Origin of the sequence: Falsiroseomonas sp., from assembly GCF_051859025.1 — a bacterium.
Classification (GTDB): domain Bacteria; phylum Pseudomonadota; class Alphaproteobacteria; order Acetobacterales; family Acetobacteraceae; genus Falsiroseomonas.
The window spans coordinates 67,574-80,232 of record NZ_JBHYGL010000008.1 but is presented as its reverse complement, the minus strand read 5'-3'; the positions used below and the strand labels follow the sequence as shown (position 1 = coordinate 80,232).

Sequence of the window (12,659 nt, the reverse complement as noted above, 5' to 3'; positions counted from 1 at the left end):
GTTTCCTTCAGGCTTGTTCGAGCAGGTAGCCGACATTGGCGCGCAGCGCGATGTCGCGGATCTGGCGATCCAGGGCAGGGGGAATGGGGATGCCATCGGCCAGGCGGGCCTCGCGTTCCGCATTCTCGGGATCGCCGGGGATGAGGACGGGAAGGGCGGGGTCGGCGGGGGGCGTCGCGCGCAGCACCTCCACCATGTCGTCGAGGTCGTGTTCGAAGGCGCCGGGCATGCGGAAGGCGGTGGGGTCGATGGCCAGCATGAAGTGGCCGATATTGTCGGGGTCCTCCGGCCGCTGGGTGCGGTTCCGGATGGGGGAGAAGGAGGCGCCGGACAGCGTGGCGCCGAGGATATGCGCCATCATGCCGAGGCCGTAGCCCTTGTGGCTGGCCATGTCGGGCGTGCCGCCGACCGGGGAGAGGCCGCCTTCGGGCTTGTCGAAGACCTGGGCGACGGCGGCGGCGCCATCGGTGACGGGATTGCCCGCGCCATCCATCACCCAGCCCTCCGGGATCGGCTTGCCGCGCAGCGCCTTGGCGCGAACCTTGTTGGCGGCGGCCGTGGTGGTGGCCATGTCGAGCACCACGGGGGACTGGCGGCGGCCGGGGGCGGCGAAGGCGATGGGGTTGGTGCCGAGCACGGGCACGGCGCCGCGCGTCGGCACCATGGCCAGCGTCCGGGTGCCGCTGGTGACGAGGGCGACGCAGCCCTCCGCCGCGGCCTGGCGGACATACCAGCCGGCGGCGCCGAAATGGTGGGAGTTGACGACGGCGACGGCGCCGACGCCGACCTCCTTCGCCTTCTTCACGGCCAGGCGCATGGCGAAGGCGGCGGCGGGGTGGCCGAGGCCGGCGCCGCCATCGACCAGCGCCACCGGCCCGCCTTCCCGCAGCACGGTGGGGCGGGCGTCCAGCTTCACCTGGCCGGCGCGGCGCATGCCCTCATAGCTCGCCAACATGCCGATGCCGTGGCTGTCCACGCCCATGAGGTCCGTGTCCAGCATGACGGTGGCGGTTTCCTCGGCCAGGTCCCGGGGCATGCCCCAGGCCGTGAGGATGGCGAGGATCTGTGCCCTCACGCTGTCTGCTGTCGCGCGCATGGTCGCGTTTCTCCCCCGAGAGGGCGAAAGGGGTGGACCGGCCCGGCTGACACGTCAACGGGGCGGCGCGTCAACGGGGTGGGCCGGGTGGAGGGGCTGGGGGGGCTGGCGGGGCGTTATCTTGAAATCGATACGATTGCATCGGACTGACACAAGCGATATGAATTCTGCGTTGATCTGGACAGGTCCCCCCATGGCAGACCAGCGAACCGAAGCCCCGCCCGCCGTCGAGGCGCCAGCCAACCTGGCCACGCAGCGTCGTGGGCGGGCCGATCCCTTCGCGCATGGCGCGCTGCCGATGCGGCCGAACTATTTGCCGGAGGAGGATGAGGGGGGCGGCAACCGGTCCGAGTTATGGGGCCTGGCCAAGGCGCTGCTGATCGCGGCCGGGGTGATCCTCGTGATGGGATGGCTGCTGGCGCGATCCGCGTAGCGGCATAGACTGCCCCGGCACTGTCGGGGAGGCTGCCATGCCGAACGAGACTCCGCCCCATGCGCCGAGCCCGAGCCAGGGGAGTTCCCAGGGGACTTCCCGGGGGACTTCCCGGGGGACTTCCCGGGGGCCCGCGCACCATGTGCTGCCGCATTCGCTGCCCGAGGGCGCGGCGGCCCGGCACGATCCCTTCGCGGTGGAGGGGGACCACAAGATCATGCGGCCCAATTCCCACCCGGAGGAAAGCGGCACCGGCGGCGATGGCTGGACCGCGGCCAAGGGGGCGGTGCTGTTCGTCCTGGGGGCGGCGGTGGTGGCCTTGCTGCTGTACAGCCTGCTGGCCTGAGGAGAGCGGCGTATCGCAGGATTTGCAACGGGTTTGGCGCTTCGGTATTCCTGGCGCATGAACACGGCCCGTCGTCCCCTGCTTGCCGCCGCCCTGTCCCTGGCCGGGGTGCCGTTTGCCGCGGCACAGACCCCCGAGAGCACCAGCGCCACGCTGCGCCTGGTGGAACGGCTGCTGCGGCTGGATGAGGATGGGCTGGACCCGCGGCACTACGGCATCCCCGATACCGCCCTGGCGGCGGTGGATGTGGCGTCCTACCGCCTGGCGCTGCACCGGGCGGCGTCCCTGGCCCTGATGGACCTTCTGGGCGGGCGGGTGCGGGAATTGCCGGGCCGGCCCGATCTGCGGCGTGACCTGGCGGCGGTGGGCATGGATCGCTGGCTGGCGGAACTGGCGGCGACGCCCGATCCGGCCGCGCTGATCGACCGCGCCGCGCTGCTGCCGCCCGGCGCCGCGGCGCTGAAGGCGGAATTGCTGGCGCAGAAGCAGATCGCGCGCCGCGGCCAGGGCGCCATCATCCCGGGCGACACGACGATCGATCCCGGCAGCGTCGATGCCGTCCGCATCCCGGCGCTGCGGGCCCGGCTTTCGGTGGAGGACCCGGTGCTGGCCGCCGCCCCCGATGCCGGCGCGCGCTATGACAGTGTGCTGGAAGCAGCGGTGCGGCGCTGGCAGGCGGCGCAGGGGCTGGAAGTGGATGGGCGCGTTGGCCGCATCTCGATCGGGCTGCTGAACCGGCCGCTCGCCGCGCGGGTGGACCAGGTTCGCGTCGCCATGGACATGGCCCGCGCGCGGATGCCGGAGCCGTCGGAGCGCCGGATCGACGTGAACGTGCCCGACTATACGCTGCGCGTGGTGGAGGAAGGACGCGACCTGCTGACGATGGCCGTCATCGTCGGGCGGCGGGACCGCGCCACGCCGATGCTGCGCGTGCGGATGACGGCGCTGCAGTTCAACCCGCCCTGGGGCGTGCCCGAACGCAACGCGCGGGAGGATCTGCTGCCGCGCTTCCGCCGCGACCCCCAGGCGATGATCGACAAGGGTTTTCGCGTTTTTGGCATGGTGGACGGGCAGCGGCAGGAGATCGACCCGCGCACCATCGACTGGGCCAGCATCAACCCGCAGCGCATCCCCTTCTTCATCCGGCAGGATGCGGGGGATTTCTCGGCGCTGGGGCGCATCAAGTTCATCATGCCGAACAATGACGACATCTACCTTCACGATACGCCCGACCGGCATCTGTTCCGGCGGCCGGACCGGGCCTTCTCCTCCGGCTGCATCAGGCTGGACCGGCCGAATGACCTGATGGCGCTGCTGCTGGAGGGGATGCCGGGCTGGGACCTGCCGCGCGCGCTGCGGGCGATCGAGGCGCGGACCACCAGCGCCGTGTCGCTCCGCCGGCAACTTCCGCTGCTCCTGCGCTATGACACCGTGACGGTGGAAGCGGGGGGTCGCGTGCGGATCAGGCCGGATATCTACGAACTCGACGCGGCCTATGCCCGTGCCATGGCCGCCGTGCGGCCCGTGCAGGTCGCGGCGCGGTGATGCGGCTGTTCGGGGCGGGCTGCCCCTGCTGCGACGGCGTGGAGCATGGCACGTCGCGCCGCGGCTTCGTGGCCGCTGCGGTGGGCGTGGCCGTCGCGGGCGCGGCAGCCCCGGCCATCGCCCAGGGTGCCATTGCGCAAGGGGGCGCGCCGCGCGTGCTGCGGGTCCGTCGCCAGGTGGTGGGGGATAGTTTCTCCGGCGTCTACTGGCGCGACGGGCGGTATGACCGGGATGCGCTGCGGCAACTCGACACCGTGTTCCGCGACCTCTCCGCCGCCGAACTCACGCCGATGGACCCGCGGCTGTTCGACGTGATGTCCACCCTGGCGTGGACGCTGGACAGCGACGAGACCTATGAGGTCGTCAGCGGCTACCGGACGCCGGAGACGAATGCGCGGAATGCGGGGCGGAGCCGCCGCGTCTCCACCGTGTCGCTGCACATGTCGGGCATGGCGGCGGATTGCCGTCTGCCGGGGCGGCAGGGGCTGGGGCTGGCGAGGGTCGCGTCCGAACTGCAACTCGGCGGCGTCGGGCTCTATTCCCGCGACGGCTTCGTGCACCTGGATTGCGGGCCCGTCCGGCGCTGGTAGCGCCTACTTCCTGAAGGCCCTGACTGCGAGCGCCGCGCCCGCTGCTGCCAGCATGGCGCCGGCCAGGCCGGTCCAGGCCAGGCCGGCGGCGCCGATGACGATGCCGCCATAGGCCGCGCCGGCGCCCTGGCCGGCGAAGGTGGTGGCCCCGTTCAGCGCGATGGCGACAGCGCGGTCCTGCGGCGCCAGGTGCATCAGCCGCGTCTGCACCAGCGGCGCCAGCGCGAACAAGGCCACCGAGCCCGCGAAGACACACAGCGCCAGCGGCGCCGCGTGCCAGAAGGCCTGGGGCGTGAGTTGCAGGGCCGTGTAGCCCACCAGCGCCACCGCCAGCAGCAGGAACAGCGCGACCGGCGTGCGCGGTCCCACGCTGTTCGCCACGCGGCTGCCCATCGCGATGCCGGCCAGGCTGCCGATTCCGATGAAGACCTGGATGGCGCCGATGCCGCTGCCCTCGATGCCCGTGGTCGCCGTCACGATGGGGCCGAGATAGGCGGCGATGCAGAACAGCCCCGCGAAGGCCAGCAGCGTGGTGCCGAGCAGCGTCGCGATGGCGGGCTTGAGGATGATGCCGAGGGACGCCGCGCCGCCCCGGTCCGTGCTCGGCAGCCTCGGCAGGCCGAACTGCACGCCAAGCGCCGCCAGCGCCGAGAGCGCGCCCGAGAAGATGAAGCAGCCCCGCCACCCCGCCACGCCGCCGATGGCGGTGCCGAGGGGAATGCCGAGGGAGAAGGCCAGCGTCAGCCCCGACAGCACGATGGCGATGGCGCGGCCCCGCTGTTCGGCGGGGACCAGCATGGAGGCCGCGACCCCCGGCATCACCAGCGTCACCGCCAGCCCCGCCGCGACGCGCAGCCCCAGCGCCGTGGTGAAATCCGTCGCGAAGGCGGTCGCGATGTTGAGCACCGCCACCAGGCCGAGGCCCCAGACCAGCATGGCGCGGCGATCCAGCCTGGCGGTCAGCGCGGCCACTGGCGCGCCGGTGATGGCGTAGGTCAGCGCATAGGCGGCGGCCAATTGCCCTGCGGTGGCCAGCGACACGCCGAGATCGGCGGCCAAATTGGCGAGCAGCCCGGTGAAGGCATAGGCCCCGGTGGCGGAGGCGAATTGCGCCGCGGTGAGCAGCCAGATGCGGCGATCCATGGATATGCCTATGGCCCCTTGGGGGCGCGGGCGGGACGGCCGAGCCGTTCGCCGAGTTGTTCGAGGATGGCGATGGCGCCTGCCTGGTCGCCGAGCTCGGCCGCGACCGCTTCCTGCGCCGCCTGCCACAGCGGCAGGGCGGTGGCGAAGCGGGCCTCCCCGGCCGGCGTCAGCGCATGATCCGGCGCCAGCAGGCCGGCGGCCCCCAGGGTCGCGAGCGCGCGCAGCAGGCTGGTGCGTTCCAGGCCCAGCATCTCGGCCAGGTGGGTCAGGTCCCGGTGGCATCGCAGGCGCAGCGCGGCAAGCACGCTGAACTGCGTCGGCTTCAGGCCGGCGGGCGCCAGGTGCCGTTCATAGTGCCGCGTCAGCGCCCGCATGGCGCGGCGGGTGCGGAAGCCGAAACAGGCGCGGAGGTCAGGCTCTGGCGTCACCCTGGTGCATATGCACCAGGGGCCGGGCGCCGTCACATGATGCTTTGGTCACGGCGTCTCCCCCCACGGGTCGGCGAAGCGCAGCCCGGCGCGGCGGAAGGCGCAGCCCATCTCGATGGCGGCGGCGGTCGCGGCATAGGCGTCCCAGGGCGGCATGCGGCGCAGCAGGCAGGCGAGTGCCTCCCGCCTCGGCCCGCGCTGGGCGCAGGCGAGTGCCAGGAGCAGGGCCGGTTCCTCCCCCACCAGGCGGGGGCAGAGGGGGCAGCCGACCGTCAGGGGGGATTGTGCCAGGGCGCGGAGAAGGCGGTCCAGCGGCTCCGCGGCCTCACCGGCGTCCTCCGTCGCCAGCAGGTGGCGGATGGCGGGCAGGGCGGGGGTGCCGGTGCGGGCGGCGCGGGCCCAGGCGCGGGCGGCGTCGATCGCCAGGCGCTCGGCCACGGGCAGGGCCTCGGCCTCGGCATTGGTCCAGGGCCAGCGGGGAAGGCCGGTTGTCGCCATGGGGAATCGCTCCTGTACCTGTCGGAGCCCAGGTCTATCGCAAATGAGAAGCGTTCGCAATTAGCGGCGGCGGTTCGGCGGTCACAGCAGGGCGAGGGTGTGGGGGTCCGGCTGGCCTTCGCAGTGGAGGGAGAGGGCTTCCGCGAACAGAGGGTCGGCGGCGGCGGCGGCGAAGAGGGTCATGGAGGAGCGGAACTTCAGGGCGTCGATCCCGCCGAGGATTTCCGCCAATTGTCGCGGCGCGGCGGCGTTGACCAGTGCGGTGCAGTCCCGCAGGCGGGGGCCGAGGATGGGGTGGGCGAGCCAGTCGCGTGCCTCGTCCAGGGAATGCAGGGCGTAGTGGCGGGCAGTGTCGCTGCGGGCCAGGCCGTCGAGCTGGGGGAAGATGAACCACATCCAATGCGTGCGCTTGCGGCCGGCGGCGAGTTCGGCGCGCACCTGGTCGATGACCGGGTCCTGGGCGGCGAGGAAGCGGGTGGGGTCCCAAGGGTGGGGTGATGGGGGCATGGGTGTACCCTACCCCCACCCCGACCAGCCTGCGGCGTTGCGGCAGCGCCGCAACCCCCGCGCAAGCGCGGGGGAGGGGGCAGTCGCGTGGGGGCGTTACGACGCCTGCCAGAGCTTCTTCGCGATCTCGAAGATCTCCTCCGGCGCGTAGTCCGGCGTGAAGGCGGAGGAGGCGCCGGCGAGGTCGGGGATCTTGCCGGATTCAGGCGGGCCGTTCATCACGACCAGCGGGCCGGTGCCGTCATAGGTGGTCTCGTCCTCGGACCAGATGCCGGCGATCGCCTTGTAGTCCTCCGGGCTGTTCGTATACAGGCGGCGATGGATGCCCTCCGCCTCGTACTTCGCGGATTCCTTGATGTTGGACAGCGGGATGTTCGGCACGGGCAGCATCTTCTCGATCGACACGCCGGTGATCTTCTTCAGCGCCAGGGCGTAGGCCTGGGCGTGCACGCTGCCGCGCACCAGCAGGTAGCCGCAGACCTCCCGCGCCGTCTTGTCCGACACCGTCTCATAGACCCGCAGCTTGTGCATGCGCGCGCCGCATTCGAGAAAGAAATTGTGCAGCAGGTCCAGCACCAGGTTGCCGGTGTGGAAAACGAAGGTGCCGTTCCAGGGGCGGCCCATGCTGTCGAAGGGCAGGCCGGCGCCGCCGCCGCTGAAGAAGGCGGAGGGGTCGCGCACATCCTTCATCATGTCGAAGGGCGTGTCGCCAGGCTCGCCCTTCGGCGCCTTTTCCGGCGGGCCGTTGGCCAGCAGCGCGCAGCCATTCGTCACCAGTTCGACATGGCCCAGTTCCTCGGCCGTGATGGAGGCGACCAGGTCGTAGAAGGGACGCAGCTTCGACTTCGAGCGGAAGTTGAAGGACTGGAACATGTAGTTGTTGAGGGTCGACATCTCCCCGAACTTGCCGCCGAGCAGTTCCTGCAGCGCGGCGGCGGCGTTGGGGTCGGCGGAGGTGGGCTCGGGCAGGTCGATCAGCAGCTTGTCGGTGCGCATGAACATCGGGGGCGTCTCCGTTGGTGGTTCGGAGGGGCAACGCCGGCCGCGCGGGATGGTGCGTGGATGTTCCGCGTGGGGGGTGCAGATGGCAGGCGGGATGAGCGAGTGCTTGTTGCGCTAACGAAAGTCGCGCGATGGCGGCATGGCGGTGGCGTTCCGTTTCGCGTCGCGGATGGTGGGGTCGCGGGGGTCGTGCAGGTTCGGGCGCTCCACCTCATCCGCGCGGGCGAGGGTGCGCTTCCAGCTGGGGTCGTCGGCATCGAGGCGGTGCAGGCCATCGAGCATCCCGGACCAGTCATGCAGCCGCTTCACCAGCAGATGGATGATGGGCACGGCGGATTGCTCATGCCGCTCCACCCGGCCTTCCGCCATGACCAGGCGGGCGGCGACGACGGCGGCGCGGTCGCGCGTCACGACATCGGGGTAGAGGACGAGGTTGGCGGTGCCGAATTCATCCTCCACCGTGAAGAACACCACGCCCTTGGCGCTGCCCGGGCGCTGCCGCACCAGCACCAGGCCGGCGAGCTTGATCCAGCTTCCCTGGCGTGAGGCGATGAGGCCGCGCGTATCGACGGCGCCGCGGTCCCGGATGGCGGCGCGGAGCAGCGCCATGGGGTGGCGGCGGAGCGAGAGGCCCGTCGCGGCGTAGTCCAGCACCGTCTCCTCCCCGGCGGTTTCCGGCGGCAGCAGCGGCAGTTGTGCGTCGCGGGCCTGGGAGAGGGGGAGGGGGGCCTCGATGCCGGCGGCTTCCCAGAGGGCACCGCGGCGGCCCTGGGCGAGGGGGCCGAAGGCATCGGCGCGGGCCAGCGCCTGCATGGCGCCGCGATCCAGCCGCGCGCGGCGGGCGAGGTCGGGGATGTCTGCGAAGGGGGCATCGGCGCGCGCGGCCATGAGGGATTCCGCGTGGTGCTGGTGCAGCCCGGCGATGAGGCGGAGGCCGAGGCGGAGGGGGGGTTGCGCAGACCCCCACCCCGACCAGCCTTCGGCGTCGTGGCAGTGCCGCAACCCCCCGCAAGCGCGGGGGAGGGAGTGTTCCAGCGTGCAATCCCAATCCGACCGCGTGACATCCGCGGGGCGGACCTCGACGTGGTGTTCGCGCGCGTCCCGCACGATCTGCGCCGGCGCGTAGAAGCCCATGGGCTGGCTGTTCAGCAGGGCGGCGGCGAAGGCGGCGGGGTGGTGGCGCTTGATCCAGGCGGAGATGTAGACGAGCTGCGCGAAGCTGGCCGCGTGGCTTTCGGGAAAGCCGTAGGTGCCGAAGCCCTCGATCTGCTTGAAGCAGCGCTCCGCGAATTCCTGTTCGTATCCCCGCGCGACCATGCCGCCGCAGAAATCCTGGCGGAATTTCCAGATCTCGCCGGTGTTGCGGAAGGTCGCCATGGCGCGGCGAAGCTGGTCGGCGCGGGAGGGGGAGAAGCCGGCGCCGACGATGGCGATCTGCATCGCCTGTTCCTGGAACAGCGGCACGCCGAGCGTCTTTTCCAGCACGCCTTTCAGTTCGGGCGAGGGGTAGGTCGCTTCCTCCTCCCCGTTGCGGCGGCGGAGATAGGGGTGGACCATGTCGCCCTGGATCGGGCCGGGGCGGACGATCGCGACCTGTACGACGAGGTCGTAGAATTTCGCGGGGCGGAGACGCGGCAGCATGTTCATCTGCGCGCGGCTTTCCACCTGGAAGACGCCGACGGAATCCGCGCGGCGCAGCATGGCATAGGTGGCGGGATCGTCCTGGGGGACGGAGGCGAGCGTCCAGCCTTTCCCTGTCGCACCCTCGATCAGATCGAAGGCGCGGCGGATGCAGGTGAGCATGCCGAGGCCGAGCACATCGACCTTGAGGATGCGAAGCGCCTCGATATCGTCCTTGTCCCATTCGATGGTGGTGCGGCCTTCCATCGCGGCCTTCACGACGACGGTGTGTTCGATCAGCGGACCCTTGGTGATGACGAAGCCGCCGACATGCGTCGCCAGGTGGCGGGGGAAATCCTGCACCTCCTCCGCGATCTCCATCGCCATGCGGAGCTTCGGGTCTCCATCGGGGGCGTAGCCGCTGTCCTCCGCCAGGTCGTTGAGGGATTTGTCGCCGGAGCCCCAGACGGATTTGGCGAGGCGCGCGGTGACATCCTCCGTCAGCCCCATCGCCTTGCCCACTTCGCGGATCGCGCTGCGTTCGCGGTAGCGGATGAGGGTTGCCGTCAGTGCCGCACGATCGCGGCCGTAACTCGAAAAAATGTGCTGGATGACTTCCTCGCGCCGTTCGTGTTCGAAATCGACATCGATGTCGGGCGGTTCGTCGCGGGCGGCGCTGATGAAGCGTTCGAACAGCATGTCGTGCTTGTCGGGCGGCACGGCGGTGATGCCGAGCACGTAGCAGATGGCGGAATTGGCCGCCGATCCGCGCCCCTGGCAGAGGATGCCCTTCGAGCGCGCGAAGCGCACGATCTCATGCACCGTCAGGAAATAGGCGGCGTAGTCGAGCTGGGAGATCAGCGAGAGTTCATGCGCGATCTGCCGCGCCACCTTGGGCGGCGTGCCGGTGGGATAGTGTTCCAGGCAGGCGGCCTCGACGCGCGCGGCCAGCGTTTCCTGCGCGGTGCGGCCGGGGTCCAGGATCTCCTCCGGGTATTCGTAGGAGAGGTCGCGGAGCGAGAAGCTGCAGGCGCGCATGACGCGGAGTGTCGCTTCCAGCGCCTCCGGGTGCCGAGGCAGGCGGCGGGCGACTTCCTCGGGGGGCAGGAGCTGGGCTTCCGCGTTGGGTTCGGCGGCGAAGCCCAATTCCTCCACCGTGACGCCGAGGCGGATGGCGGCGAGCACATCGGCGATGCGGCGACGTTCCGCCGCGTGGTAGCGCACGCCGCCGGCGGCGATGAGGCCGATGCCCGCGCTGCCCGCCAGCGCCGAGAGGCGGTCGAGCCGCGCCTGGTCGTCGCCACGGCAGCGGTGGTCCACCGCGAGCATGAGGGGCAGCGCCAGGCGGCCCCGCAGCGCGGCGGCATCGGCGCGGAGGCTGGCGCCCATGTCAGGGGAGGGGATGCGGGCGATGACCTGGCCTTCCGATGCGGCGATCAGCGCATCGCGGGTCAGGCGGGTCTCGCCCTTCTCGCCTTCCATGCGTGCCTCCGACAGCATCCGGCAGAGGCGGCCCCAGGCTGGGCGGTCCGTGGGCCAGGCCAGGTATTCGGCGGCGTCGTCCAGCACCAGGCGGATGCCGGGGACGTAGCGGATGCCGACCTGTTCCGCCGCCACCATGCCGCGCACCAGGCCGGCAACGGAGTTGCGGTCCGCGATGCCGATGGCGGGCATGCCAAGTGCCTTGGCGGCGGCGACCAGCTCCCGCGGATGGGAGGCGCCTTCGAGGAAGGTGAAGTTCGAGAGGGCGGCGAGTTCGGCGAACACGTCCTACAGATGCCCATGGATGAACCACCGCGCCTCCGCCCCGAAGCCGAGGCGGCAGACCCACAGCCGGGCGCCGGTGGCGAGTTCGACGCGGTAGTAGTCCCGTGCCTGGCGGCCGGGCGGGTCGCGCCACCATTCGGGTTCCAGCCGTTCCGGCCCCTCCGCCGCGCGCACGCGCAGCGCCTGGTTGCCGATGCGCAGCAATTGGGGCGGCGCATCGGGCAGCAGGGCCATGGCGGTGACCTCCCTCGGCCGGCGCAGCAGGCGGACGGGGCGCATGGCGCGGGGCCAGCCCTGCGGCACCGCGATGGCGGTGGTGGCGGCAACGCGCATCACCTCCCGCTCCGGCCAGTGGGAGGGGCGGGGCGCCAGGCGCCAGAGCTGGGTGCGCTGGGCGAGGCGGTCGAAGAGGCGGGCCAGCTCCTCCTCCCGCGCCGCGGCGCCGGCGCCGGCGAAGCCGGATTGGATGCCGGTGAGGGGTTCGGTGACCACGGCCGCCAGGGCCATGCGTTCGAAGCCATGGCCGGGCGCCAGCGCATCCAGCCGGTCGCGGAACAGGCGGGACAGGTGACCAGCGTCGCGGCTGGCCAGGCTGGTGCCGATCGCGATCTCCTGCACCCCGCCATCGACGCGATGCGCCCGCAGCACCAGGCGGCGGGCGCCCTGGGACTGGGCTGTCAGGCGGGCGCAGAGCGCATCCAGCAGCAGGGGCATCACCGCATCGATGCCGGTGCGGGTCGCGACGGGTTCCAGGAATTCCCGCGCGACCTCGAACACCGGGGGCGGGCGGAGCGGCGTGATGGGGGTGTGGAGCAGGCCCGATGCCTCATCCAGGGCGCGCAGCAGCCCCGCGCCGAAGCGGCGGGAGAGCGGGCCGCGGGGCTGGCGGTGCAAATCCTCGACCCGGCGGAGGCCGAGGCGCGACAGCGCCGCGATGGTGTCGGAATCGATGGGCAGGGCTGCCAGGGGCAGGGGGGCGACGGCGGCCTGGTCCCCGCCCGGCGCTACCACCAGCCCATCCCGCCCGCCGCGCGCCAGGGCGAGGGCCGCCGCGGCATGGTCCGCGACCACGCCCCGCGCCTGGATGCCGAGGCGCGCGAGGCCGGCGACGGCACGATCCAGCAGCGCATCCTCCCCGCCCGCCAGGTGGGCGGCGCCGGCGATGTCGAGCAGCAGGGCATCCGTGCCGCGCGTGGCGACCAGCGGCGTGAAGCGCAGGCACCAGAGGCCGAGGTCGCGCAGGAACAGCGTATCGGCGGCGGGATCGGCTTCCAGCGCCTGGGCTTCGGGCGCCACGGCGCGGGCATCGCCCAGCGCCTGGCCGGGACGGATGCCGGGCACGCCATCGCAGGCCACCACGGCGCGGCGGGGGCCGATGCCCTGCCAGAGCAGGACGGGACCCTGCAGCCCCAGGCGGCGGAGGCGATCCACGGGCAGGCAGGGCAGCAGCAGGGCCAGGTGGCGGCGCGCCGATTCGAGTGACGATTCGGGCCCCGCGATGTCGCTTCCGGTGCTCATGGTGGCTGTCATCCCGGCTGTCGCGACGGCCCTGGGGGCGTTAGTTCTTGTTTTGTACTCTTCAATCAGGGCTGGATCAAGCGCCAACTCATCCCCCTGGAGGCGGAATTGTGGTGGGATAATCACCCCAGGGTTGCGTGCCTCGGTGAGGTGCGGTTTCATC

At 71.6% G+C, this 12,659-nt stretch carries 12 protein-coding genes; 4 read left to right on the top strand and 8 right to left on the bottom strand.

Annotated features, from left to right (window positions below; genetic code table 11):
- Positions 1–7: 7 nt before the first annotated feature.
- Positions 8–1,096 carry an Ldh family oxidoreductase gene (locus ACTIE5_RS10215; protein WP_439549592.1) on the bottom strand — a complete coding sequence of 363 codons (1,089 nt, stop codon included), beginning with the start codon at positions 1,094–1,096 and terminating at the stop codon, positions 8–10.
- A 193-nt stretch (positions 1,097–1,289) separates the two neighbouring features.
- Between ACTIE5_RS10215 and ACTIE5_RS10210 the strand changes: the two genes are divergently transcribed.
- From ACTIE5_RS10210 to ACTIE5_RS10195, 4 genes are all read left to right on the top strand, one after another.
- Complete coding sequence (locus tag ACTIE5_RS10210) at positions 1,290–1,529, top strand: hypothetical protein (protein ID WP_439549591.1); 240 nt, start codon at positions 1,290–1,292, stop codon at positions 1,527–1,529.
- A 142-nt stretch (positions 1,530–1,671) separates the two neighbouring features.
- Entirely contained in the window at positions 1,672–1,875 is a 204-nt protein-coding gene (locus ACTIE5_RS10205; RefSeq protein WP_439549590.1) for a hypothetical protein, read from the top strand.
- 57 nt (positions 1,876–1,932) lie between these two features.
- Entirely contained in the window at positions 1,933–3,420 is a 1,488-nt protein-coding gene (locus ACTIE5_RS10200) for a L,D-transpeptidase family protein (RefSeq protein ID WP_439549589.1), read from the top strand.
- A complete protein-coding gene (locus ACTIE5_RS10195) occupies positions 3,420–4,010 on the top strand; it encodes a DUF882 domain-containing protein (protein WP_439549646.1) in 591 nt (196 codons plus the stop codon). Before ACTIE5_RS10200 ends, ACTIE5_RS10195 begins: the two co-directional genes overlap by 1 nt.
- Positions 4,011–4,013: 3 nt before the next feature.
- Here the strand turns inward: ACTIE5_RS10195 and ACTIE5_RS10190 are convergent, their stop codons facing one another.
- The 7 genes from ACTIE5_RS10190 to ACTIE5_RS10160 all read right to left on the bottom strand — a co-directional run bounded on the left by ACTIE5_RS10190 (position 4,014) and on the right by ACTIE5_RS10160 (position 12,496).
- A complete protein-coding gene (locus tag ACTIE5_RS10190; protein WP_439549588.1) occupies positions 4,014–5,153 on the bottom strand; it encodes an MFS transporter in 1,140 nt (379 codons plus the stop codon).
- An 8-nt stretch (positions 5,154–5,161) separates the two neighbouring features.
- Positions 5,162–5,584, bottom strand: a complete 423-nt coding sequence (locus ACTIE5_RS10185) for a MarR family winged helix-turn-helix transcriptional regulator (RefSeq protein WP_439549587.1) — start codon at positions 5,582–5,584, stop codon at positions 5,162–5,164.
- Positions 5,585–5,632: 48 nt separating this feature from the next.
- A complete protein-coding gene (locus tag ACTIE5_RS10180; RefSeq protein ID WP_439549586.1) occupies positions 5,633–6,082 on the bottom strand; it encodes a hypothetical protein in 450 nt (149 codons plus the stop codon).
- Between the two features lie 81 nt (positions 6,083–6,163).
- The gene (locus ACTIE5_RS10175; RefSeq protein WP_439549585.1) at positions 6,164–6,589 is read right to left on the bottom strand and encodes a DUF1810 domain-containing protein; all 426 of its coding nucleotides are present in this window, start codon (positions 6,587–6,589) and stop codon (positions 6,164–6,166) included.
- Positions 6,590–6,685: 96 nt separating this feature from the next.
- The gene (locus ACTIE5_RS10170) at positions 6,686–7,591 is read right to left on the bottom strand and encodes a manganese catalase family protein (RefSeq protein ID WP_439549584.1); all 906 of its coding nucleotides are present in this window, start codon (positions 7,589–7,591) and stop codon (positions 6,686–6,688) included.
- Between the two features lie 114 nt (positions 7,592–7,705).
- Positions 7,706–10,978 (bottom strand): error-prone DNA polymerase, encoded by a 3,273-nt coding sequence (locus ACTIE5_RS10165; RefSeq protein WP_439549583.1) that lies wholly within the window; start codon positions 10,976–10,978, stop codon positions 7,706–7,708.
- Between the two features lie 3 nt (positions 10,979–10,981).
- Entirely contained in the window at positions 10,982–12,496 is a 1,515-nt protein-coding gene (locus ACTIE5_RS10160; protein WP_439549582.1) for a Y-family DNA polymerase, read from the bottom strand.
- Positions 12,497–12,659: the final 163 nt, after the last annotated feature.